Raw genomic sequence first — 23,941 nt, 5'->3', positions numbered from 1 at the left:
ACCAAATGGATCGGGGCACGCAGCCTATGTAGTTAAAAATGACTGCCAAGCCTTCTAGAAGTGCCTCTCTGGTTTCGCTCTTTGTGGCAACAGCAAACCCGGCATTTGATTTTGGAAAAGAGAGAATTAGTTCGCGAAACTTCTTCAGTGTATTGTTTTCATAGGCTTCAAATGTACCAAAGTCAACCTGCGCTTCTCCACCAGGATGGTGAAGCTGCAAATAGGCACTACCGGAACTATAGATTTTCTCTTTTTCTTCTTTGACGATATTTCTTACGGTACGATCTGAAACTTCAAGAAGGTCAGGATGCTCAGTTTTTAGCCGGTCATAGATTCTGGTGGCGGTATGTCTTTGCTTACGGTGTCTTGATTGATCTTCCAGCAACCACTTTTGAATAATGGGTCTTAAGACATCTGATTTATTGGGTCGCAGTGCCTGGTGGTTCTGTTCGTTGAAATCTTCCATTTCAATATATTTTTTGACAGTGCGATAATTCTTACCAGTCATGGAACTTATTTCTGAGTAACTTTTACCTTCCTCGTAAAACAATTCTCGGATATAATGGACTTGAGTAATTGTCAGCACTTCCTTTCCTCCCTATAAGCTTAGTCACTTAATAGGGTATTGTTTAAGGTTTGCGCTGGCAATTACTTTTTTGTATTTCTGATTGCCATTTATTGTATTTTTAGATTACCAAATACACAACCCACAAAAAAAGAATCGAAACAGCTTATGCTATATTGAAAAAATGAAAAAGAGACCTTGCTGCTCTGTACCTTTCACGTATATTAGTAATCTTCTCATAAGAAAAGACTGCCCGTGAAGACTGGCAGCCGTATATGACTTCGTTTTGGAACCGATACTATTTCCCATTGAGGACAACCTGCGTGATGAATTTCCCATTGGTCACAGAGAACCCTGCCGTTCCATCGTAACGTTCGGCGGTGTAGAGAATGCTTCTGGTGCCTGTTCCGCCAATTAGTTTTTGTGTGACAGGCAGTTCCTCATCGAAGGTGATATCTGTTCGACAGGTGTTCTCCACCTTTATCCGCAAACGATGGTCGATGTACTTGATGGTAACGTTGATTTCCTTTTCCCTGTCCTCTTGCAGTCGAAGACATCCTTCAAAGGCATTCTCCAACGCATTTCCAAGTACACAGGTAAGATCGATATTGTCGATACCTATGCACTCAGGTACATTGACATGAAAGTTTGTTTTGATGTCCTTTTCTTCTGCTTTACTGGCATAGAGGTTCAGTATACTGTTGGCAATCGGATTCATACAAAACGTCTGGGTGCGGTGGGAATCCAGTGTTTCATCAAAACTTTTCACATAATCTTTCAATGTGTTCATTTCTCCATTTTGCAGTAGCCCCATAATGACGGCATTGTGGTGGCGCATGTCGTGTTTCTGCTGAAATACCAATGTAGCTGTTGCCTTCTGGCGAATCAGCTCCAGTTCCCACAGTTTTTCCTGCTGTGCCATAAGCAGTTGTCGCTTTTCGAGAGCATACTTTTCAACAATGGCACTTGCCTGTATATACAGAAGATGGTAAACAGCTAAAAATAAAATGTACACTGTTGCAATAACAAATCTTGACCAATTACCACTACTCCAGTACCAATAGGGTTCCGGATAATACAGTACCATGATTTGCATCATTAAAAACATCAATGGAACCAATGTGGCCATGCGCCACTCCTTGTCCAAGGTTTCCACCAGCATTCGAAAACGCGGACGAACATATTTGAACAACAGCGGTAGTATTACAAGATAGATCCCCAAGCGTATGATGATGCGTGCACCAATAAAGGCATTCCCGTCAAAACCAATAGAAAAATTATCACTTATGTAGCTGATAGAAATATAAATGTTAACAAAGGTGAGAAAAATAAAGAGAGATACGAAAAACCGGTCACCAGAGGAGATTAAAAACCATGAAAGTTGAATCAATAGAATGACAAGTATGGCAAAACGATCAACCGAATCAATGCCTTGGGTGAAAAGCGTGTACGAAAGAAAGCTGATTCCAAAAATCATGACAACGAGTCCTGACATGATTCGCTTTTTGACAGGCTCCTTAAAACGCATCATTGAGGAAGCCATCAACGTAAAACCAATAACTGATTGCAAAAATGATAAAAAGACCAGGCTTCTATACCACACATCAGCTGCCCCCTCGTTTTGTGATAATTTTCTGCTTTGTGATGGCTAATTATTTAAAGATATCGTAGCATAAATTAACTAATAACCATTTTTTTGGGGTAATTGCCATCTGTTTCGGGGTATTTGCCGTGTTTATTCATCTGTACTCATTTGAAAACTGAGAAATGCTGCTTTCAGCTTCTGGTAGGCACGGTAAGGGAATGTCAACTGTTCACCTGAATCAAAGATGATGACATCTTTCGTAATTTGTCGAATGTATTTCAGGTTTACGTTAATAGAAACGCCGCATCTCACGAAAAACTTGGCTGGCACCAAGAGTTCAAACAGCTCTGTGGCTGTCATGCGCACTTCAATTTTGTCTCCCTGTATCGTATATATGATTTGATAATTGTTTCTGCCTGTTTCTGTAAAGACTACATCCCTTGTAAAAAGACGTACCATCCCTTCTGATGTCTTGAGCGTAATCAGGTGGCGTCTTTCTACTATCAATCGATGAAACACTTTGTCTAAAGCCTTAAAAATGGCACTTTCTGTGTAAGGCTTCACCAGATACTGAGCTGCATCCACTTGAAAGGCCTCAACGGCGTGATCGCGAGAGGTTGTCAGAAAAATGATTTCTCCGTTGGTATCCAACCGGCGTAATTCCCGTGCAGCTTCCGTTCCAAGCATGCCAGCCATATAGACGTCCAGCAGGAATATGTCGAAGCCTCCATGATCTTCCACATGAGACAATAACTCCAAAGGAGCAGAGAAGGAGTCGATTGTGTACTCATATTGTGGGTGTGCTTGTATATACTTAGAAAGAAAGTCGTGCGCACGCTGAACTTCCTGATCTTCGTCATCACAGATCGCTATACGAATCATACTGCCCCTCCTTTATCATGTCGTAAACTTGATGTACAACTGATTTTTCAGTATTTAACATCCGTACCTGTTTCTTATAGTTTAGCGATTATTTTCGGGTTTTACCAGCTTTCTTTATTCATTTCGTATTATACTACTTTTTCGAAATCTGCCAAACATTGTTTTTAACTCAAATAAAAGAATATCAAAGCCACACATCTCAAGTTTTAAGGCAAAAAACCACCTGCTGATAAAGCTTTTATCCATAGGTGGTCCTTCTTTTGAGTTGCGTGCAGTCTCTTGTTTCGTGGCGCTGTCGCCCAAAGAAACTGCCCACAATCACCGACAATCCTTTGCAACATTTTATCCGCTGACTACACTGGACATTTTCTTTGTGATTGGAATGCATGAAAAAATGAAATCTGTCATTCTCATCGAGATCACAAAATCACAGCCCAGGAAGCATTTTGTACTCATCTTTAACTGTCCACTTGTAAAGCATTTATGTGATTATGGTCGATCAATGTATAATGCACCCCAAAGTCAAGACACAAAATCAAGATTTTTAAGTTAGTCTCCCTTCTTGATTTTGGTTTAAAATGGCAACCAGGTAGTTACTGCTAAATAGGATCGAAATGATGAAACCCTCATCAAAGGCACGAAGCAGAATCTTATGCCACCTGGTGTCTTCGGCCGCGGATTAAGTAGTTGCTACGATGCAGTTCAGTCAAAGATGGGCCTCCATGGGAACCGTCCGCCTTGCAAAGGTAAAGCCAACTGCGCTTTGCCGGCGTCCTCCCCCATTTGGCTTAACTGATCACGAGGCAATGTGAAGGTGTGGGCCGTGGTAGAGGACTTCAGGACACAGGTCACCAATGGATGAACGAGGGCGATAGGTATTGTATTCGTTGATGTAGGCTGCCAGGGCTTTTCGCAGCTGGCCGGGTGATTCGAAATCGTAGATGTAGATCAGTTCATACTTTAGTTTACCTTGCACTTATTGTATCATAAACCGGGTTGGAAATCAGTGTTTTCAATGGGTTTAGTGTTTTTCAGTAGGCCCTGCTTATTCCAGCAGTTTCATGACATAATATGACCACCCATTGATAAAGTGCTCTTTATCAATGGGTGGTCACGGATTTTGTCAATATCGCAGACTTTAATACAATTAGCAAATAATAAACATTGAGTATAGATTCTTAAAGTATGCACTAGAATTATATTTCACAGAAACTGTTTAATAGATCTCAGATTGAAGAAAATCTAAGTTGCTTCAGAAAATTCAATCTGCATAAGTTAGCTTCCATATAAATCCCAACAGGTTAGTCTCACAGCACTAAGTACTTAAGATATTTTCCTTAAGTTCTATGCTGGAACAGCTAAGCGTTCCACCAACTATACCGATTTTTCATCTGAAATATCTTGTTGTCCAGCCATATAAGCTGCATCACCTTTTAGCGCTTTGGCAAATGAGACCATTGCTGCAATCATCACGAATGCAAATGGGAATGCGGCTACAATTGAACCTGTTTGTAAAGCCCCTAAACCACCGGCAAGTAATAATACGGCTGCCAGGCCTGCTGTTACCAGCCCCCAAATGATTTTTTTAGGTGTGCCTGGATTTAAATTTCCGCCTTCTGAAAACATACCCATAACAAAGGTTGCTGAGTTAGCGGATGTAATAAAGAAGGTGGTTAATAACAATACGGCCACACCAGATAATAATGTGCCTAAGGGATAATGTTCAAACACTTGGAAGAAGGCTGTTTCTGTGGTGAAAGCACCAATTTTATCATATACTTTAATACCAACGGTGCCAAAGATTGAGAACCAGAAGAAACTCATAATGGTTGGTGCAATTAAAACGCCAGCAATAAATTGTCTGATGGTTCGGCCCTTGGATATTCTGGCGATGAATGTGCCAACAAATGGAGCCCAGGCAATCCACCAAGCCCAGTAAAATACCGTCCACCAGCCGTACCACGGTTCGCCAGACACTGCAAAACTATCTGGTATGAGTCCTGCCAAATATAAACCCACAGAGTTACTTAAGTTATTCAATATTTCAACCTTTGGCCCGACTAAAAAGGCGACCAGCATTAATCCAAAACACAATGTAATGTTCATGTCTGATACCAGCTTAATGCCTTTTTCAATTCCCAAGACTGCCGTTATAACAAATAAGAAGGTGATAATGCCAATAATAGCCAATTGAATACCAGTATTAACGGGTAATCCCACCAATCCATTCAATCCACCATTAATTTGCATGGTTGCCATCCCAAGTGAAGACGCAACACCAGCTACTGTCGCGAAAATGGCTAAGATATCGATTGTCTTACCAATTGGCCCGGTGGCTTTCTCTCTTCCAATCAGAGGAATAAAGATGCTACTGATAAGACCTGTTTCTTCTCTTCTAAACTGCATATAAGCTAATGCCAATGCCATAATGGCATAAGCTGCCCAAGGATGCAATCCCCAGTGTAAAAATGACTTTCTAAAAGCAAAGTCAAGTGCTTCTGCAGATTCTGGTGCGATCCCAGTCAGAGGCCCCCCAAAGTGGAACAATGGCTCTGCTACTCCGAAGAAAATTAGACCTACACCCATGCCTGCACTAAAAAGCATTCCAAACCATGACATTAAACTATACTCAGGTTTATCATCTGGCTTACCCAGTTTAATATCACCGTACTTACTAAACAATATCACAAGTGAAAATACCACGAATGAAGACATCGTTATTATATAAAACCAACCAAAATTACCGACCAAAAAATCAAAGGATGCTGATGTTAAGCTTGCAAAACCCTGTGGTAAAGCAACACCAAGACCAACGATAATCACTGATACGATTAAAGCGATTGTAAACACTGGATTCCAAAACTGTTCTTTTTTCATATTTTATCCTAACCTCCATTCTTAAGTGTTATACTTCAAAGACCGTTTGTTCTTCGATGTCTGTTGCCAAAGCCTCTAATGCAACACCCACTCGATGATACCTTAATTTCCATTGCTCTTCTTTCGATGTTTTAGGATCCCCCAAAGGATAGGGAATCGAAATCGTTGGAACCATTCGATTTGAACCTACCGTTTTAGCAATAGGAATCAGGTTAGCCATTTGTACAACTGTGATACCTGATTTTTCGATTTCTTTGACCATCGTTGCACCGCAACGTGTACAGGTGCCTCAGGTGGAGGTGAGGATTACAGCATCGACTCCATCTGCTTTTAAGTATTCTATGATTTCCAGGGCCATTCTTGCAGCTTCTCCCTCTGCTGTGCCTGTACCAACAGTCGCATAATAATAATCATGAATACTTCCAATCTTTCCTTCTTTTTCGTAAGCTCTGAGCGCATCCAAAGGCAACGTTATATTAGGATCAGTATTTGCTGCTGATGGATCATATCCGGCATGAATTGTTTTGAAGGCACCGTCTGCTTCATTTCCCAATCTTTCAAGTCCTGCAATGGAGTAACGTCCCCAACGTGTTGCTGAGGCAGATTGGATTTTGTCCGGGTTATCAACTGGCACAATGCCGCCTGACGTAATAAGAGCGATTTTGGCATCAGCTAATTTGATTGCCGGTGCGATTGGTACTGTTTCCAGCTCTGGTATTGGTAGTTCCGAGACGAAAGGTTCGTGATTCATTTTTTTAAGCAGCATATTGATGGCTCTCTCAGCAGCGGGTGTTTCATCTTCTAAAAAGACTTCAAAACGGATCCCCCGTGGATAATAGCCTTCTGCTTCAGCACCTTTTATCTCTTCACCTTTTAAAAACTTATTTCCCAGTTCAGCCATTTTTTGCATGTCTTTTCTCATTTTAGCGGCACTGGGACCACCTCTTAAAATGTAGATGTCTTTCTTGAACATATCGACACCCGGATTCTCCTGGTGCATGGACGTCACAACAGGCACACCAAACTTCTCTTTGACAGCCTTGCATATGACACCGCAGGCGTTTCCATAACGACCTGCCTGGAAAGCTGGCCCCGCAAAGAAAATATCAAACTCTTTTCCTTCCAGAAATCCCAAGATGGTATCGACGGTTTCTTGTTCGTTGGAACCCATGAAATTATCGCCACAGATCACAGTGTGAGTAATTTCTGCACCTTCCAATAGAGTGTTTAGCAAAAGACTTGCTCCAACTTGTCCATCATGAATCGTTGGTTCATAATCTGCTTTTTCTTCTCCACCAATTTGTCCAAAGAATTGATTTAAGTATAAAATTCCCTTTTTCATTTTTTCACCTCCTTCATTAAAATTCTATGACTGTTTTAGGTGACTGCCCCAGTGTCGAATCTCCACAAAACATAGCATTGTTCTCCATGATAATGGATCCATCTTCTCTAACCGAAGGTCCCAGTTTTTCATCATCTGCCCAACCACCGGACAGTCCATCTCTCATTAATGACTCCAGTTCACCGATCACAGTGCCCATAGGTGGTAATTCAATTAGTGTCGAAACATTGCCGCACGAAACAAGTGCATCGGCAGATCTATCCAAAGCTGCCAGTGGCTGCGAGAGTCCATCACGGCCAGTGCATTCATTTGCTAATCCAACTGTCTTAATGCCTGACTCTTCTAAAAGCCTGATACATTCAATGAAGTCAGCATCTGAGTTGCCATAACCTTCTTCCGTAATGATAGCCGCATCTGCGCCAAGGTTGCTGGCAATCTGCTGTACGAACATGGCGGCTCTCTCCTTTTGCTCCAGGGAAACGTTAAGGTTTGACATGATGACACCCAAGAAGTTAAATGTCTTCCCATGCTCATTGTAAAGATACTTTATTATTGGGCAGTTCTGGAAATCATAGGTTGACCATTTTGAAGAGCAGCACATGTAGCTTCCACCGATTATCGCACCATCTAAAATCTCGTTAGGATGCATGTACGTTGGAATCATTCTGTTGGCATCCCATCCGTAAACTAAATCATTAAAACCTGATTCTTCAATTTGGGATTGTGGCTGCATGATAAACACAACGGATGGTAAGCCTTGAACCTTTTCATCACGTTTTGTAATCGGTCCTAGCTCAAATACTTCAGATGATTCTGGCGTTATGTCTTTTACGATACTGCCTAAGTATTCCGCCAAACGATGGGATGCCCATCGCAAGGCATGGTTTTTCTTCTGTACTTCATGGCGCTCAAAGGCTTCATCTGTATCAGCCACCAAACAAATATTGTTTAGTTTTGAGAAGATGGAATACTTGGCACCTTCGCCACTCATATCAATTAATCCATCACCAAAACTACCCCAGTGTTTTCCCACTGCTAAAACGCTGCAATTTTTAAGTGCAACCGTTTTCCCATTGCCAACCCTTTCAATCTTACCGGTAACACCCGGAAATGTAGGTCCGGCATTTAATCTAAATCGTGGCTCAATGGCTTCTTTCACAGGTACGATTCGAACATCATCTCCGGGTTTGGTCAGAACAAGATCAGCCTCAATAATGTGCTCATCTTCCATGACGACAGCCAGTGCTTCGTCTTTGTTAATTGTTAACGTTCCATTCTGATAAGAAGATTTCACCCCAAATTCTATATTTTGAACTTGGAAGTTTCCAATTTCTAATCTCATTTACATCCTCCGTTCAAATTGATAATTAATTATCAACTAGGTTTGCGACTATCATACCATGAACATGTTTGTTTTGTAAACATGTTAATTTTATAAATGTGTTTATTTTTGCCGTGGTTTTCACTGCTTTACATGTTTAGTTTTGGATGTTCATTTTGATTTAGTAGTTCAAACATCCGAGCAAGCTTTTCGTCTTCAACTGAAATAATCTAAAGCCTAATGTTACATTGTCTTTTTCGACACTTGTGTGTTATAATTTTTGTACGCGTTCAATCATCAAAAATAGAAGACAGTGGCTGATTGCTAAATTTGGAGAACATATTCTATAGAGTATAAATATAGGTGAACTTATTGGAGAGATTATATGAATAGCTTAAGCATAAAAAGATTGCGTATGATGGCTTATTTTATAACAGCTGCTGACCAAATTATCCAAGAAGAAGGAATCGAAAAAGCAACTATTAGAAACATTGCAAAAAAAGCTGGATATAATGGTGCTACCATTTATAACTATTTCAATGACTGGGAACATCTTATTTTTTTTACTAAGATTTCAAATCTTGAAGTTTATAAAACACGCTTATACAAAGAAATACCAGATGATTTGTCTCCATTGGATGAGCTGAAAAATGTTTTTCGTATTTTTGTTGAAGAGACTTTTAAGAATCCCAATGATTTTTATGATTTGTTTTTTTCTAGATATAGTCTTCAATTAAATGAAACGGTAACTTTATATCACAAAATATTCCCTGATCGATTGAAGACAGAGAATAAGCGGCTAATAGCCATGTTAAGTGAAAATGATATTTACAAGAGAAACATGGCCCTTGTAGACAATTGTCTTGAAAATGGCTATTTCTCTGATCAAGAAACTGCAGAAAAAATTAATGATTTAATGATTTTAACTTACAGTGGTCTTTTGAACAGATACCGCGAAACAGAAAGCAAAGATGTTCAATTATATACAAATAAGTTTATGGAGTATTTAGATATGATTATTAAGTTAGGCCTATCCTAGTAATGATGAAAGGTTTTTTGGCAGATTTTGATTAACCCAGTAACAGTCTGCCAGTACTGACAGTATCAGAATCTACATATACTGTGACATGTAACCAAGTAATCGTCGTATTTTAAAAAAACACAAAACCCACTGAATTCAGTGGGTTTTGTGTTTTTAGGTTTTAAATTTGGTGGAGACGAGGGGAGTCGAACCCCTGTCCGAAGGCCCTTTGCCACCAGTTTCTCCGAGCGCAGCTGCTGATTTAGATCTCGTCTTGCCTAACTGCCAGCAACAGCATTTAGGTTTGACCAGCCCCAGTTGTACAACGCAGGGTCAAGGCACCCCCCTGCGGCGTTCCCCGCTAAGTTGACGTCACGTTTCGGCCCGCGGGTTTACCGAAGGTGACGAGCAGCTATATTAAGCTGCTAAAGCGTAATTTTCGTTAGCGTTTATCTTTAGGTGTCCCGTTCTTTAACGTGTACCCGAAACAAAAACACGGCTCGCTTCTGAAGACTCCAAACCCCCGTCGAGACCAGTACGTCCCCTTACTGTTTTTGCCGTTCCCGCAGCTCTTTCTGAATGCGGCGGTCGGCGTCGCGCTTGGCGATGGTTTCCCGCTTGTCATACTGGGCCTTGCCCCGGGCTACCGCCAGCTCGATTTTCACCTTCCCATTTTTCAGGTATGCCTTCAGCGGAATCAGGGAGTACCCCTTTTGCTGTACATAGCCGATGAGTTTGCGAATTTCCCGCTTGTGGAGCAGGAGTTTGCGAACCCTCATAGGATCGGTATTAAAAATATTTCCCTGTTCATAAGGGCTTACATGTACATTATACAGGAAAACTTCACTATTTTCAACCTTGGCATACCCATCCTTCAAGTTGATGCGGCCGCCTCTGATTGATTTCACCTCGGTACCCTTTAAAACAATTCCTGTTTCGTAGGTTTCTTCGATGAAATAATCATGACGGGCCTTTCGATTTTGGGCAATAATTTTAACGTTTTCTGCCATGCATTTCAGTCCTTTCACCACCAGATAAATTTGCTTAACCCGGTGACTTCACTTCCTCTATTTCCATTGTACCGCCAAAAGGTCTTTTGTACCAGCCTTGTTTCATGCCTGATATGACTTCATAAAGTCATCCACCTGCCCACGCAGGGGGAGGGAATTTTGGGCACCCATTTGGGTTGCTGTGAGTGCTCCCACGGCATTGGCAAATGCCAGGGCCTCTTGCAGTGGTCTTTCTTCTGCCAGCGCCACCACCAACCCGGCATTGAACGCATCTCCTGCGGCGGTGGTATCCACTGCTTTGATGGCATAAGGCTCAGCTGTAAAGATGCCATCGCTGCTTTTCGCCATGGATCCTTTTGATCCCAGGGTAACCACAATCGTCTTAACGCCCCGTTTCAGCAGTTCTTGCATACCGGCTTCACTACCTGTGATTCCCGTCAGTAAGGCCAGTTCTGTTTCATTGGGTGTCAATAGATCCAGAAAAGTGTATAATTCGGGCGGCAGTTCTGCCGCCGGCGCTGGGTTCAGTATCACTTTTTTCCCATGTTTCTTGGCCAATTTTGCCGCAGCAACAACGCAGTTCATGGGAATTTCCAGCTGAAGCATCACCCAGTCAGCCTCTTGAATCAGCTTTTCCTGCTGATGTATCCACTGGGGCGTGATGTCTCCGTTGGCACCGGGATAGACAAGAATGGTGTTGTCTCCCTGATCGTCAACGGTGATCAGGGCATTTCCGGAAGCCCCTGTTGTTCTTTGTATCCCTTCCACATTCAGTCCTTCATCTTGAAAACCTTTCAACAGAGTATCCCCAAAGGCATCATTTCCCAATGCGCCGATCATGGCTACTGATGCCCCCAGACGGGCTGCCGCCACCGCCTGATTGGCACCCTTCCCCCCTGGAACAGTGAGGTAGTCGGAGGCCATGAGGGTTTCTCCCTTTTCAGGCAACCGGTGCACTTTCATTACAATATCCATATTGATGCTGCCAATGACTGCAATTTTCATGGTTCGTCTCCCTTTCTTTTTACTGTCAATCTCTTTTTCTGTTAGCTGGTTGCTTTGCCTGGTGATTCATGGATTACTCCAATCGCTGCCTTTTGGGCCACTGTTGCCGTCCAGCGGGCCAGTCCGCTGATGGTCATTTGTTTCATTCCCCGAAGGTAGGTATCCAGTTGGTCGCCAATAGGATCACGCCATTTGGCATCAATGGATTCCACTCCGCGGGCGATTCCCAGCATGGTGGCGATTTGAGCCGCATTGCAGTCCACATCTTGACCAGCCAAGGCAATGATGTTCATGGTTTCATTAAAGTCGTTGTGCCCAAACCAGAGGGCCACCACCTGTGCGGCTGCATTGGGATAGGCGTGAATCCAGTTATAGGCTTCATACTTTTCTTCACAGGCGCGCCAAGCCGTCTCCCATTGATTGGCCTTTCGGCACTGTTCTAATGCAAAGTTCACCACGCTGGTATACTCGGCATCTTTGGGCATCATGGCCACCACTTCTTCCACCAGCGAAGGCATGTGTGTTGTCACAAAGGCTCTGGCTGTCAGCACTGCATTGAAGACTTCTCCCAGAATCCCATTGTTGGCATGGGAAATACTGCCATCAAGCCAAGCCAGACGAGCGGCTTCTTCTGCATTTCCCGGTGCCACCATGCCGCAGACGGCCCCCCGCATTTGTGCACCAATCCAGTCTGAAAAAGGATTGTGGAGTGTGCCGCTTTCGGGAGGGTAGATGCCCAGTTTCAGGTTTCGAAGGGCAATGTCTTCTGCCGACCACCCAAAAGGAACCAATGCCAGCCACTGGTCGGCAATGTCGGCGGCTGAAATTTGGAACCCCTTGGATTCAAAGGCTTTCAGGAACGCCAGTTCATAGGTAATATCGTCATTAAAGGTATTTGGTTTGCGAACGTAACCATCCACTTTTCCGAAGGCTTTTTTCAGTTGGTGGGTCGTGTATCCCTCCATGGCTGTTCCAATGGCTCCTCCAATGATTTGAGCCAGCCAGCCGGCATACAGCTGATCCTGAAAGGAAGCCTGTGTCACATCGAAAGAAACGGATGCCGGGAAGTTGGCCGCTTGTTTCAGCTGATCCCAACTGGTATAGGCAGCATATTTCCAATAGGTAGAAGCTTCATTCACGGGTGCCTGGTTAAGCAGGTGAAAAATTTGACCAGAAATACGGTGCAGCGACGCCATGTCTTCTTCTTTGAAGGCTTTTAATCCCGGTTGAATCAACGCTTCTGCTTCTTCCACCTGAAACCCTTTGTTTTCCATGGACTGGATAGCGGCAATGATCAAACGCTCAGGTGCTCCTGAACCAGGCACTTCACTGTACCACCAGAGTTTGATACGGGCATCTTCTGCTTTTTCCAGGGGTTCAATGGCACTCCACCCTTGTTCTTCTTCCGTGAGCAGCTTTGGAACAGCCTTTTCCATCAGCTCTTTTTCCATTTGCCATGCTTTCATGATCGATTACCTCCATTCAGACGATAATTAAGCGAAATATTTACCACTTCGGTACTTGCAGCATACCTGGTTTCCACTGTTCTTTCCCTAAAAGGTGAATGGAATGCTGCCTTTCCCCAGTGTCATCAAATGATTGCTTGCTTCAGTGAGCATGTTTTTGACATGATGGTGGTTCATATTGACACGGCCATCTTTTTTGGCCCATTTTCCTTCCACCATCACATGGGCCACCTGCTGTGGGCCACTGCTGTAGAGAATAGCTGCCAGCGGGTGGTGCACCGGTGCCACCCCAGGTTGTGTCAGCTGCCATAAGGTTAAATCTGCAGCTGCACCAACGGCGATTTTGCCTGATTGAAAAGGCAGTGCCTCATGCCCCCTCATCAGAATCTTCCAAAGGGTTTGACAGCCGAAATGGGTGGCATCCTGATGGAAGTGTTTTCCAAGTAGTCCAAACAGACGCACTTGCTCCAGGGGATCAAGGGTGTTGGAGCTGGCTGCACCATCAGTTCCAGACGCCAGGGGCAGGCTCATAGAGTCATCCCACAGGTGCCCATGGCCCATGGCCAGTTTTAGGTATGTTTTAGGGCTAACGGCGATGGTGGTGGCTTCGCTCAGCAGCAGTCGGTCCTCCGGCATGATCCAGAGCCCATGGGCAATGATCACCGGCACATCAAAGCCACCGGCTTCTGCCACCATTTGAAAAGGTGTTTTTCCATAGACCTTCAGGCTTTCTTTGACTTGTGCTGCAGTTTCTGAGACATGAAGATGTATTCCCGTATTCAACTCCTTTGCCATGGCAACCATGGTTTTCAGGACTGGCGGCGGGCAGGTGTAGGGGGCATGAGGTCCCACCCGCAGGGCCAGACGAGAGTTGGTATGCTGGTGCTCTTTAATCAGGCTGCGACAAGCCTCCATTTCTGTTTCAATGGTGTCTGACAAACCAAAGAGGGTGGGCGCCAGATCACAGCGTATGGGGCTTTCCATTACTGCCTGCATAATGGCTTCAGGAAACATGTAGTGGTCGGCGAAAGCCGTGACACCACAGTTAATCATTTCATATATGGCTGCCAGGGCGCCTGCATGCACATGTGATGCCTGTAGATTTTTTTCATAGGGCCAGATTTCCCGGTTGAACCAGTCGTCGATGGAGACATCTTCAGCCAGTCCCCGAAACAGCGTCATGGGTGAATGAGTGTGCAGGTTCACCAGGCCTGGGGTAATCACCAGTTGACTGCAGTCCACCACTTCAGCACCGGTTTCATCCACACCTTTCATCTCACCTGCATCTACAATGGCAGTGATGTCACCTTTGTGAATCACCAGAGTTTTTGCTGTGTAAAAAGTGCCGGTTTCATCAAGAATACCGGCATTTTTCAGTATCACATCTGCTTTCACATGAATCTTTTTTTCATCAACCATCATGCTTTCATCAACTCTTGCACCAGTTGAACAAACCGTTCCCTGTCAATGCCCACTGCCACCGCCACATTGGCCGGTTTTTTCGTCACTCCCATCACATCCACAACGGTTTTGCCGGTGGTATGTTTGCCTTTGGTCTCCACTGCCACATAATAATCTTTTGTTTCAATGAGGGTGGGATCGATCACCGCCGCCACAGCAGAGGGATCATGCATTACAGCACCCGGAAACCCGTAGTTGGTAGCGAAGGCATGAATATGATTCATCATTGCTTTGGCAAGCCAGGCACCGCTGCCTTCAGGTGCTTCTATCGTGTCAATTTCTTCACGTGTGAGCCAGGCTTGATGAGTGCAGTCCAATCCCACCATGGTGATGGGAATGCCTGCTTCAAAAACCATGCGGGCTGCTTCCGGGTCAGCGTAAATGTTGTACTCCGCTGCAGGGGTGTCATTTCCATATCCCATGGAACCACCCATCATGGTAATATGGGTAATGTAATCCCTCAGTTGGGGATACTTCATCAGGGCAATGGCCACATTGCTAAGGGGACCCAGGGTAATGAGATGAATCTTTTCATTTTTCGCTGCCGACAACTGGTAAAACAGATCCCAGGCAGGTGTATCAAGCCCTTCAATGGAAGGCTCGGGCAAAGTTACCGGACCCAATCCTGTTTCACCATGAACATGTTCAGCTGTTACCAGGGGACGCATGATGGGTTTATCTGCTCCTTTAGCCACTGGTATCTCTTTTTTTAAGTAAGAAACAATCTTCAAGCCGTTAAGGGCCGTTTTATCTGCAGTCTGGTTTCCGGCCACGGTGGTCACCGCTTTCACGTCCAACGCTTCAGATGCCAGCGCCATGACAAGGGCAATGGTATCATCCGTTCCCGGATCGCAGTCAATAATCACAGCATGTTTCAAAGCAGTACCCTCCTTACCGGTATTTTTTTAGGCTGTCATACAACAGTTGAATAAATCGTTCCCGGTCAATGTCGTAAACCACATCCACATTCTTTTCCCGACCATTGATTCCTCTCAGGTCTACCACGGTGGCACCGTCGGTGAGCTCGCCGCAGGTCTCAATGTCTACCCGCACATGCTGGGAGGTAAACAGGGTGGGGTCGATTAACCAGGCAACTGCGCATGGGTCATGGAGAGGACTTCCCTCAAAACCCATTTCCTGGTGAAATTTTGCAAAGAAATCCAGCAACTCTGCCACCATTACTGCCACTTTGCCGCCCTGTTGACGAATATGTTCAATTTCATGGTCAAAAATCTGTGCTTTATGGGTCACATCCAAACCGCACATGGTAATGGGTATGCCAGACTGGAAAACAACGTCGGCGGCCTCAGGATCCACCATGATGTTGAACTCTGCTGCCGGCGTCCAGTTGCCTCCCACAGCAGAACCACCCATGAGAGAAATCCGCTGGATACGCTCTTTCACTTGGGGAGCTGCAATTAGTAAACTGGCGATGTTGGTGAGTGGCCCCGTGGGTACCAGTGTCACCTTTTCTTGACAGTTCATGATGACATCTTCCATTAGTTCAATGGCTGTTTTATCACTGGGAGCAAATCTTGGTTCCGGCAACACAGGGCCATCAAGACCGGACTCGCCGTGCACCTCCGGTGCGATTTCCAGCTCTCTTACCAAAGGCTGGCTGGCACCTGCTGCCACAGGTACATGAGTGACGCCTGCGAAACTCAGTACTTTTAAAGCGTTTTGCAACGTTTTTTCACTGGTTTGATTACCACCCACAGTGGTCACTGCGAGTACGTCCAGTTGATCACTGGCGAAGGCCATGAGCAGGGCAATGGCATCATCATGCCCTGGGTCGCAGTCCATTAAGATTGGTTTTTTCATGCACGATCCTCCTGACGTACTTTTTGTGCGGCAGAATGCTTGCGCTGGGCATACACTACCAGACCAATAATGGTAACCACATAAGGCACCATCTGAACGAACTCTGAAGGAATTCTGAAAGCCTGCAGGGCATTGGCCAAAGCATCAGCACTGCCGAATAACAAGGAAGTTAAGAGCACACCAAAGGGCCTTCCCATTCCCAACGCTTCTGCTGCCAAGGCGATAAAGCCACGTCCGGCAATCATATTGGTTGAAAACCAGGAGACATAACCCATGGACATGAAAGCACCGCCAAAACCGGCAAAAGCACCGCTCATGATCAGGGCAATATACTGGGTTTTTTTCACGCTGATTCCCACCGAATCTGCAGCATGGGCATTTTCTCCCACTGCACGAATTCGAAGTCCCAATGGTGTTTTGTAGAGTAGTATATAAACCAACGCCACTGAAATAAAAGCTACATACGTGAGCACATTATGATTGGAGAACACAGGGCCCAGCACTGGAATCTGGTGAAGAATTGGAATTTGGATGCGGGGCAGCACCTTGCTTGCGAGAGATGACGAAATGCCCCGGTCACCTGAGATCACAAACAAACCGAACACAGTGCCGCCGGAGGCCATGAGGTTAATAGCAATAGCGGCCAAAATAATGTCCGTTTTCAAGTTGAGGGCAAAATACGCCAACAACAGGCCCAGAAGCATGCCAACGACCACCGCTCCCACCAGTCCACCAAAGGCACTGCCTGTGTAAGCACTGATGGCCACACCGGCCAATGCAGCTGTCAGCATGGTTCCCTCCATACTAATGTTGACAACACCGGCTTTAATCGAAATGAGCGCACCAAGGGAAGCAAATAGGATGGGGGTTGTCACACGCAACACTGCGTAACCAAAGTTGGCTGAAAAAATAATGTCAAATAAGCTACCCATGCTGCACACCTCCCCCTTCCACTTCTGCCGCTTCGGCTGCTTTCATTTTATCCTTGACCACCATGCGATGCCTCCAGCCAGCCAGCAGTCTTTCTGCTGTCACCAGCATAATCATAACCCCCTGGATGATCGCCACCACTTCGCTGGGAACATCGGTCACACGGGCCATAATATCAGCACCAATGCGCAGATACGCCAGGAAGAATGCAAAGACAGGCACCAACAGCGGATTATTGCGAGCCATAATAGCTACAATGACGCCATCCCAACCATAACCAGGGAGCTGAAACCAGGTAAAACGGGGATACATACCCAAGAGTTCCACGGTACCTCCCATCCCGGCAATCATTCCTCCAATAATCTGAGAGTACAGGATCACTGACTTGGTATTGATTCCCGAGTATTCGGCAAATCGAATATTCAACCCCACCATTCGCAGGGCGTACCCCCAGCGGGAGCGATATAGAAACAGGTATACCACAACCACCATGGCAAGGGCGATGAAGATGCCGAAGTGCAGCCGGGTTCCCGGAAGAATACGCGTTAGTTTCGCCGCATCGGGAAAGCGGTGCGAAGCCATTGCACCTGCCATGGCATCCCGAAAATAATTATTAATAATGAAGAGACCCAGCCAGAAAAGAATAAAGTTCATCATTAGTGAAGACACCAGCTCACTGGCACCCATTCTGGCCTTCAAAACTGCTGGAAGGGCACTGCCCAGGCCTCCTGCCAGAGCGCCAACAATAATGGCAGCCACAGGCAGTATCACTGGCGGCAAGTTGAAGGTCAGTACCAGGGCTGTTGCTCCGACGGCTCCAAAGAAAAAACCACCTTCTGCTCCAAGGTTGAACTGTTTCGCCATAAACATCACCGAAATGGCTAAACCTGTAAAGATTAAGGGAATGGCCATTTCCAGGACATTACCAAAATTCCGCAGATTAGTCACAGGGCCCAGCAGAAAACGTTCAAGGGCATACCCCGGCTCATCACTGACGGAGAAAATAATGATAAGGGCCAGCAAGAGCGCCACGCCGATGGCCACCAATGTGCGGATGGTTTCAAACAGAACTCGTTTATTCACCGGTGGCACCTCCCATTTCATGCTGCTCCATTGTTTTTAGTCCCAGCATGTACATGCCCAGCTCCATTTCATCCACCTGTGAGGCATCTTCAAAGTAAGCCGCAATCTCACCGCCGTACATCACCATCAGGCTGTCACTTAGTTCCAGCACTTCATTCAAATCGGCTGATACCAGCAGCACCGCGGTACCTTCATCACGCAGTTCCACCAGCTTTCGACGAATAAACTCTGTGGAACCCACGTCAATTCCCCGGGTCGGTTGATCAGCGACAATTAACTTTGGATCTGATGAAAACTCCCGGGCAACCACTACCTTTTGTATATTGCCACCCGAAAGCATGTTCACCTGCTGTGTATGGCCATCACATTTTACTTTATAATCTTTAATCAGCTCTTCAGAACGTGAAATTAAGGATTTCACTTTTTGCAGCAATTTACCATTATATTTAGGATGGTCAAATCGGTCGGAAATCAGATTTTCACCGATGGTTCCTTCTGCTGCAACGCCATATACCATGCGATCTTCAGGAATATGAGATGTTTTCAAGTTGCGGATCTCTTTCACTGTCAGATCCTTCACCGGCACGCCTCCAATAAAGATATCGCCAACAGACGGCTTTTTCAGGCCGGTGATCAATTCCACCAGTTCACCCTGACCATTTCCTTCAACGCCTGCAATTCCCATGATTTCGCCCTTTCGAACCCTGAAAGACATTTGGTTGACCACTGGTTTTCCAGTGGCATCGTGGTAGCTGAGACCTTTGGTTTCAATGACCACTTCGCCTGGAGTTGCTGGTTTTTTGTCTACTTTCAAAACAACATCACGACCCACCATGAGACGGGAAATTTCCTGTTCACTGATGGCTTTTGTCTCATGAATGCCCATGCTGCGGCCATTTCTTAAAATCGTCAGCCGATCGGTTATTTGTTTGATTTCCTTCAATTTGTGGGAAATAAAAATGATCGTGAATCCCTGATTCTTAAGATTAATTAATTCTTCAAATAATTCCTTGGTTTCCTGTGGAGTCAGAACGGCCGTGGGTTCATCCAAAATCAACACTTCGGCGCCTCGCAACAATGCCTTCAAAATTTCCAGTTTTTGTTTTTTTCCCACTGCCAAGTCTTCCACTATCGCTTTTGGATCAATGGCCAGATTGTATTTTTGGGATACCTCTTCTGTCATTTGAACCGCTTTTTCAAAATCGAAAAGAACACTGCTTTTTTTGGGTTCCACTCCCAGCACCATATTTTCAGCAACAGTCAGGGAAGGCACCAGCATAAAGTGTTGATGCACCATTCCAATACCATAGTTGATGGCTGTATTGGGTGAATGCAGGACTACTTTTTCCCCTTTGAAAAAAATATCCCCTTTTTCCGGCTGTTCCATGCCGAACAGGATTTTCATCAGTGTTGATTTTCCGGCACCATTTTCACCCATAATGGCATGGATCTCGCCTTTTCTGACGGAGAAATCCACGTCTTTATTGGCGACAATCCCATTGGGGTATACTTTGGTAATGCCTTTCATTGCCAATATTTCTTCCACTGTTGTTCGAACCCCCTATCCATAAAACTCCCGTCATAGGGCGGGAGTTTATAATCACAGGATACTCAACTGGATGGACTGCCTTTTCTCTGTCAAATCTTCTGTTCAGGGAAAGACGGGGCAGAAGAACATTCTGCCCCGAATTGTACAGTTGATATCCATTTTGTTCGTCATCGCCTTAGGGCTTGACGGCATCTCTGATTTGGTTCAGTTCATCGGTGCTCATGCCAATGGCGCTGCTGACAGTGATGTCACCATTAATGATCATTTCAGCCAGCTCTTCCAGCTCAGCCCGAATTTCAGCCGGTACATTTCTTTCGAAGAAATCGTTATTGGCCAGTCCGACTGCTTCTTCCACCAACCCCAGTGCTTCTGCTTCACCATAGGGAAGGGTGCCAGCGATATGCATTTCAGCGGCTCGTACCAGAGAGTTATCAACCCGCTTCATCATGGAAGTAAGCACCAGTTCAGCCTTGTCAGGATCTGATTCTGCAAAAACCATCGCCTGGTCGGAGTCAACGCCGATGGCATATCGGTTAACTTCCTGAGCAGCATCCAATTGACCCAGGCCAGCCTGACCAGCCACATTGAAGCCAATGTCCACACCTGCATTGTATTGTGCCAGTGCATTCTCTTTACCGGAGGCGGAATCATCAAAGCTGCCAATGTACGAGACGTACACTGAAACGTCTTCGTCCACATACAGAGCTCCTTCAATGTAGCCCACCAGGAAGTCATTAATTACGGGAATGTCCATGCCTCCCAGGAAGCCGATCAATTTACGGTCATTGGACAGTTCCATGTCTGAGGTGGTCACTTTGGCAGCCAAGGCACCCGCCAAGAAAGACCCTTCGTTTTGCTTGTATAAAATTGAGTAAACATTGCTCAGATCGCCAACACTGTAATCTACAGATGTGTCAAAAATGATGTAGCGGTTGTCAGGAAATTCCTGAGCAATCTCTTCCAGGTATTCTGTCATTTGCCATGTTCCCAGAATAATGATATCCCAGTCTTGTTCAGATACTTCCCACAGAGTTGGTTCCCAACGGGTTTGGTCGTAGGACATTTCGATGGTGCGCACCTCTGCTCCAAACTGCTGCTCGATCATTTGAACACCGGCATGTGCGGAATCAAAGAAGGATCTGTCACCCAACGTACCATTGAGAAGCAGAACAACCTTCAAAGCATCTTCCGACGGTTCTGCAGGCGCTCCCGGTTCTGCCGGTTCTGCCGGTGCTGCAGGTGCTGCGGGTTCCGGTGATCCACAACCGGAAAGTGCTAAAGCAAGTACAAGTAGTAACATTAAAACTAAGCTGCCAGACTTCTTCACTTGAAACTCCCCCTTTTGGTTGTTACCGTCATGTGCGGTAACTGATGTGTTTATTCGACAATCCTGTCACAATTTTACTCGATTTAGGCTGATTAGTCAATGTGTTGCGTCGATTTCAAACATTGGTTCAGTTATGTCACTCAATTTTTCACATCAAGCACTTCAATGAGCTCAAAGTCAATTTGCCGCTGCATCACTTCCACACCAGCCACACGAACACGCACCGGTTCACCGATCTGAAATCGTTTTTTTGTCCGCTCACCGGTGAGTGTCAGATGCTGCTGATCAAAAATATAGTAATCATCTTCCAGGTCACTGAGGCGAATCAAGCCTTCAACCGTGTTTTCAAGCTCAATGAACATCCCAAAGGAGGTGATGCCAGATATCAGGCCTTCGTATTCATTGCCGATACGAGATTGCATGTACAACGCTTTTTTAAGATCCACTGTCTCCCGTTCAGCTTCTTCTGCAGTTCGTTCCTGTTCAGAGGCATGTGCAGCTGTCTTTTCAAGCCGTGCCACTACATTTTCCTTTTCATCATCATTCGTCACCACACCCTTTGCCAGTACATTCTTAATGATGCGATGTATCGCCAAATCAGGATAGCGGCGAATCGGTGAGGTAAAATGAGAATAGTAGCGGGCAGCCAGCCCAAAATGAGTGCCATGAACAGCTGTATAGCGGGCCTTTTTTAAAGAACGAAGCATCATGGTGTTAATAACCGGTGCTTCTTTTTTTCCTTCCACCGCTGCCAGCAGTTCCTGAAGCACCTTCGGATGCAAATCGTCACCGCTGCCTTTAAGCTGATGCCCAAAGTGATGAACGAATACCCGCAGTTCCTGCATTTTCTCTTCATCAGGATCTTCATGAACCCGATACACAAAGGGTTGTTTTAACCAGTAATAATGCTCAGCAACAGTTTCATTACACACCAGCATGAATTCTTCAATCATCCGGTTAGCTGTTCGTCGCTGTTCCAACACAATATCCAGTGGATTTCCTTTGTCATCAAGAATCACTTTAGCCTCAGCGAAATGAAAGTCAATGGAGCCGCGATCATCCCGTTTATGCCGCAGTCGACGGTAGAGGGTTTCCATCTGTTTCAGGTCATTTTTCAGATGATGATACCGTTTCATCATCTCACCATTCTGATGTTCCAGAAGATCACTTATATCATCGTATATCATTCTCTCCTTGGAATTGATCACCGTCTCGCAGATATCGTGTTTGATCACATTGCCCTTTCTGTCAATATTCATGAAAACAGACAGGGTTAACCGATCTTCACCCGGGTTAAGGCTGCAAATACCATTGGATAGTTCTGGCGGAAGCATGGGCAGCACCCGATCAACCAGATAGACACTGGTGCCTCTCTCATGAGCCTCTGCATCAAGGCGCGTCCCTGCCTTCACATAATGAGCCACATCGGCAATATGAACTCCCAGCCGAATCACTTCATTCTCCAGGCCTTCCACCGAAATGGCATCATCCAGATCCTTCGCATCCGGACCATCAATGGTGATGATCTGCATCTTTCTAAGATCAAGACGTTTACTGATTTCCTTCTGCGAAATCTGTTGGTCGATCCCTCTTGCTTCTTTCAAAACCGCTTTGGGGAAGCTTTCTTTCAAACCATGCTTGGCAATGATGGCCAACATGTCAGTTTCTGGGTCTGCTGGATTTCCCAGCACTTCAGTAATTTTTCCTTCAGGGTTACGCCGATTCTCAGGCCATTGGGTGATGCGACAAACCACCTTGTGTCCATTGGGAACGCCTTTGGCCCGATCCGATGGTATGAAAATATCCGTATTGATTCGCGGATCATCAGGAACCACAAACCCATATTTTTTTCCTTTTTCATAGGTGCCGGGAATGTCAGTAAGGCCCCTCTGTAAAACGGTGGCAATTTCACCTTCTGCCTTTTGGCCATCCACTGAAGCCTGTCTGATGCGAACCAGCACTCTATCCATATGCAATGCACCCTTCATGGCATTGGCTGAAATATAAGCAGATGGAAGCGACCGATCATCGGCATCCACAAACCCAAACCCTTTCATATGCCCTTTCAGAGTTCCCATCATGTATCCCATCTTTTCAGGAATGCCGTAACGGCGTTTTCTGGTTTGCATCACTAACCCTTCCTGCACCAGCTGTTCCAGAACTTCTTGGAACATTTTTCGCTGACTTTTATCGATTTCCAACGCTTCCATTAATTCATGGATCAACATCGGCCGGTAAGCACTTGTTTTCATACAGGTGATAACCTGTTCTTTCAGTTGTTCAATACGTGTCGTTTCGATTCTGCTCCCTCCTTCTGTTGGTTCGTGTGAGAAAATGAAGGCTATCTTATTCTTACCACCCAATTCCCGCTTCAATCAATATTCGTAGCAGCAGTGGGGTCATCAGCACTCTGTGAAATAAATAGATCACCGGTACCCCCAGATAAAAGAGTGGTTTTCTGATTTTATGGCGAAACACCAGCATTCCTGCCAGCACGCCTGGGGCACCTCCCAAAAGAGATAATGCCATAAAAGTTATTTCACTGATCCGCCACTGGTTTCTCACAGACTTGAATTTATCAATGCCCATTAACAGAAATGACAGCAGGCCCATCATCAGATAAAAGGCATTGGCAGGTGATAATGGCATGTTCATTCTCCTTTTTAAATATCTTTTCTTTGAAAAAAGCCCTTTGC

Annotated in this window: 20 protein-coding genes and 1 other RNA gene; 1 reads left to right on the top strand and 20 read right to left on the bottom strand. The window is 45.2% G+C overall.

Annotation, left to right across the window (positions count from 1 at the left end):
* The 7 genes from AAIG11_RS05170 to AAIG11_RS05140 form a co-directional block, all read right to left on the bottom strand.
* The coding region (locus tag AAIG11_RS05170) for a transposase (RefSeq protein ID WP_484477157.1) at positions 1 to 586 on the bottom strand (586 nt) is incomplete at its 3' end.
* Positions 587 to 863: 277 nt separating this feature from the next.
* Positions 864 to 2,168 carry a GHKL domain-containing protein gene (locus tag AAIG11_RS05165; protein ID WP_343185175.1) on the bottom strand — a complete coding sequence of 435 codons (1,305 nt, stop codon included), beginning with the start codon at positions 2,166 to 2,168 and terminating at the stop codon, positions 864 to 866.
* 132 nt (positions 2,169 to 2,300) lie between these two features.
* Positions 2,301 to 3,032, bottom strand: a complete 732-nt coding sequence (locus AAIG11_RS05160) for a LytR/AlgR family response regulator transcription factor (protein WP_343185174.1) — start codon at positions 3,030 to 3,032, stop codon at positions 2,301 to 2,303.
* A 796-nt stretch (positions 3,033 to 3,828) separates the two neighbouring features.
* Positions 3,829 to 4,008: an integrase core domain-containing protein gene (locus AAIG11_RS05155; protein ID WP_343185173.1), complete on the bottom strand. Its 180-nt coding sequence runs from the start codon at positions 4,006 to 4,008 to the stop codon at positions 3,829 to 3,831.
* A 398-nt stretch (positions 4,009 to 4,406) separates the two neighbouring features.
* Entirely contained in the window at positions 4,407 to 5,909 is a 1,503-nt protein-coding gene (locus AAIG11_RS05150) for a BCCT family transporter (RefSeq protein ID WP_343185172.1), read from the bottom strand.
* A gap of 28 nt (positions 5,910 to 5,937) precedes the next feature.
* Positions 5,938 to 7,251, bottom strand: coding sequence for a betaine reductase selenoprotein B (grdH, locus tag AAIG11_RS05145; RefSeq protein ID WP_343185171.1), 1,314 nt, complete (start codon positions 7,249 to 7,251; stop codon positions 5,938 to 5,940).
* A gap of 16 nt (positions 7,252 to 7,267) precedes the next feature.
* Positions 7,268 to 8,593 (bottom strand): glycine/sarcosine/betaine reductase component B subunit, encoded by a 1,326-nt coding sequence (locus tag AAIG11_RS05140; RefSeq protein WP_343185170.1) that lies wholly within the window; start codon positions 8,591 to 8,593, stop codon positions 7,268 to 7,270.
* A 364-nt stretch (positions 8,594 to 8,957) separates the two neighbouring features.
* On the opposite strand from AAIG11_RS05140, the gene AAIG11_RS05135 reads away from it, so the two are divergent.
* Positions 8,958 to 9,611 (top strand): TetR/AcrR family transcriptional regulator, encoded by a 654-nt coding sequence (locus AAIG11_RS05135; RefSeq protein WP_343185169.1) that lies wholly within the window; start codon positions 8,958 to 8,960, stop codon positions 9,609 to 9,611.
* 170 nt (positions 9,612 to 9,781) lie between these two features.
* Here the strand turns inward: AAIG11_RS05135 and ssrA are convergent.
* The 13 genes from ssrA to AAIG11_RS05070 all read right to left on the bottom strand — a co-directional run bounded on the left by ssrA (position 9,782) and on the right by AAIG11_RS05070 (position 23,894).
* Positions 9,782 to 10,138: a transfer-messenger RNA gene (gene ssrA / locus AAIG11_RS05130) on the bottom strand.
* Positions 10,139 to 10,603, bottom strand: coding sequence for an SsrA-binding protein SmpB (smpB, locus tag AAIG11_RS05125; protein ID WP_283407515.1), 465 nt, complete (start codon positions 10,601 to 10,603; stop codon positions 10,139 to 10,141).
* A 102-nt stretch (positions 10,604 to 10,705) separates the two neighbouring features.
* Positions 10,706 to 11,608 (bottom strand): ribokinase, encoded by a 903-nt coding sequence (gene rbsK, locus AAIG11_RS05120; protein WP_343185168.1) that lies wholly within the window; start codon positions 11,606 to 11,608, stop codon positions 10,706 to 10,708.
* A gap of 41 nt (positions 11,609 to 11,649) precedes the next feature.
* Positions 11,650 to 13,074 carry an ADP-ribosylglycohydrolase family protein gene (locus tag AAIG11_RS05115; protein ID WP_343185167.1) on the bottom strand — a complete coding sequence of 475 codons (1,425 nt, stop codon included), beginning with the start codon at positions 13,072 to 13,074 and terminating at the stop codon, positions 11,650 to 11,652.
* Between the two features lie 87 nt (positions 13,075 to 13,161).
* Positions 13,162 to 14,496 (bottom strand): amidohydrolase family protein, encoded by a 1,335-nt coding sequence (locus AAIG11_RS05110; protein WP_343185166.1) that lies wholly within the window; start codon positions 14,494 to 14,496, stop codon positions 13,162 to 13,164.
* The gene (locus tag AAIG11_RS05105) at positions 14,493 to 15,413 is read right to left on the bottom strand and encodes a nucleoside hydrolase (protein WP_343185165.1); all 921 of its coding nucleotides are present in this window, start codon (positions 15,411 to 15,413) and stop codon (positions 14,493 to 14,495) included. The genes AAIG11_RS05110 and AAIG11_RS05105 overlap by 4 nt, the downstream gene beginning before the upstream one ends.
* A gap of 13 nt (positions 15,414 to 15,426) precedes the next feature.
* Positions 15,427 to 16,356, bottom strand: coding sequence for a pyrimidine-specific ribonucleoside hydrolase RihA (gene rihA / locus AAIG11_RS05100; RefSeq protein ID WP_343185164.1), 930 nt, complete (start codon positions 16,354 to 16,356; stop codon positions 15,427 to 15,429).
* A complete protein-coding gene (locus tag AAIG11_RS05095; protein ID WP_283407521.1) occupies positions 16,353 to 17,288 on the bottom strand; it encodes an ABC transporter permease in 936 nt (311 codons plus the stop codon). The genes rihA and AAIG11_RS05095 overlap by 4 nt, the downstream gene beginning before the upstream one ends.
* Positions 17,281 to 18,369 carry an ABC transporter permease gene (locus tag AAIG11_RS05090; RefSeq protein WP_343185163.1) on the bottom strand — a complete coding sequence of 363 codons (1,089 nt, stop codon included), beginning with the start codon at positions 18,367 to 18,369 and terminating at the stop codon, positions 17,281 to 17,283. Before AAIG11_RS05090 ends, AAIG11_RS05095 begins: the two co-directional genes overlap by 8 nt.
* Positions 18,362 to 19,915: an ABC transporter ATP-binding protein gene (locus AAIG11_RS05085; protein WP_343185162.1), complete on the bottom strand. Its 1,554-nt coding sequence runs from the start codon at positions 19,913 to 19,915 to the stop codon at positions 18,362 to 18,364. Before AAIG11_RS05085 ends, AAIG11_RS05090 begins: the two co-directional genes overlap by 8 nt.
* Positions 19,916 to 20,093: 178 nt before the next feature.
* On the bottom strand, positions 20,094 to 21,218 hold the full coding sequence (locus AAIG11_RS05080) for a BMP family ABC transporter substrate-binding protein (RefSeq protein WP_343185161.1): 1,125 nt from the start codon (positions 21,216 to 21,218) through the stop codon (positions 20,094 to 20,096).
* Between the two features lie 167 nt (positions 21,219 to 21,385).
* Positions 21,386 to 23,620, bottom strand: a complete 2,235-nt coding sequence (gene rnr / locus AAIG11_RS05075; RefSeq protein ID WP_343185160.1) for a ribonuclease R — start codon at positions 23,618 to 23,620, stop codon at positions 21,386 to 21,388.
* Positions 23,598 to 23,894 (bottom strand): DUF1294 domain-containing protein, encoded by a 297-nt coding sequence (locus tag AAIG11_RS05070; protein ID WP_343185159.1) that lies wholly within the window; start codon positions 23,892 to 23,894, stop codon positions 23,598 to 23,600. The genes rnr and AAIG11_RS05070 overlap by 23 nt, the downstream gene beginning before the upstream one ends.
* Positions 23,895 to 23,941 lie beyond the last annotated feature (47 nt).

Source organism: Anoxynatronum sibiricum (assembly GCF_039414295.1).
GTDB classification, from domain to species: Bacteria; Bacillota; Clostridia; order Peptostreptococcales; family Tindalliaceae; genus Anoxynatronum; species Anoxynatronum sibiricum.
This window is presented reverse-complemented; position numbering and strand designations above follow the sequence as displayed.

What these genes read in the sequence shown, in the direction of transcription:
- AAIG11_RS05095 (WP_283407521.1), bottom strand. Translation starts at nt 17,288, where the DNA reads ATGGGTAGCTTATTTGACATTATTTTTTCAGCCAACTTTGGTTACGCA.
- AAIG11_RS05140 (WP_343185170.1), bottom strand. Translation starts at nt 8,593, where the DNA reads ATGAGATTAGAAATTGGAAACTTCCAAGTTCAAAATATAGAATTTGGG.
- rbsK (WP_343185168.1), bottom strand. Translation starts at nt 11,608, where the DNA reads ATGAAAATTGCAGTCATTGGCAGCATCAATATGGATATTGTAATGAAA.
- rihA (WP_343185164.1), bottom strand. Translation starts at nt 16,356, where the DNA reads ATGAAAAAACCAATCTTAATGGACTGCGACCCAGGGCATGATGATGCC.
- smpB (WP_283407515.1), bottom strand. Translation starts at nt 10,603, where the DNA reads ATGGCAGAAAACGTTAAAATTATTGCCCAAAATCGAAAGGCCCGTCAT.
- AAIG11_RS05160 (WP_343185174.1), bottom strand. Translation starts at nt 3,032, where the DNA reads ATGATTCGTATAGCGATCTGTGATGACGAAGATCAGGAAGTTCAGCGT.
- AAIG11_RS05135 (WP_343185169.1), top strand. Translation starts at nt 8,958, where the DNA reads ATGAATAGCTTAAGCATAAAAAGATTGCGTATGATGGCTTATTTTATA.
- AAIG11_RS05150 (WP_343185172.1), bottom strand. Translation starts at nt 5,909, where the DNA reads ATGAAAAAAGAACAGTTTTGGAATCCAGTGTTTACAATCGCTTTAATC.
- AAIG11_RS05110 (WP_343185166.1), bottom strand. Translation starts at nt 14,496, where the DNA reads ATGATGGTTGATGAAAAAAAGATTCATGTGAAAGCAGATGTGATACTG.
- AAIG11_RS05080 (WP_343185161.1), bottom strand. Translation starts at nt 21,218, where the DNA reads ATGTTACTACTTGTACTTGCTTTAGCACTTTCCGGTTGTGGATCACCG.
- AAIG11_RS05070 (WP_343185159.1), bottom strand. Translation starts at nt 23,894, where the DNA reads ATGCCATTATCACCTGCCAATGCCTTTTATCTGATGATGGGCCTGCTG.
- AAIG11_RS05115 (WP_343185167.1), bottom strand. Translation starts at nt 13,074, where the DNA reads ATGAAAGCATGGCAAATGGAAAAAGAGCTGATGGAAAAGGCTGTTCCA.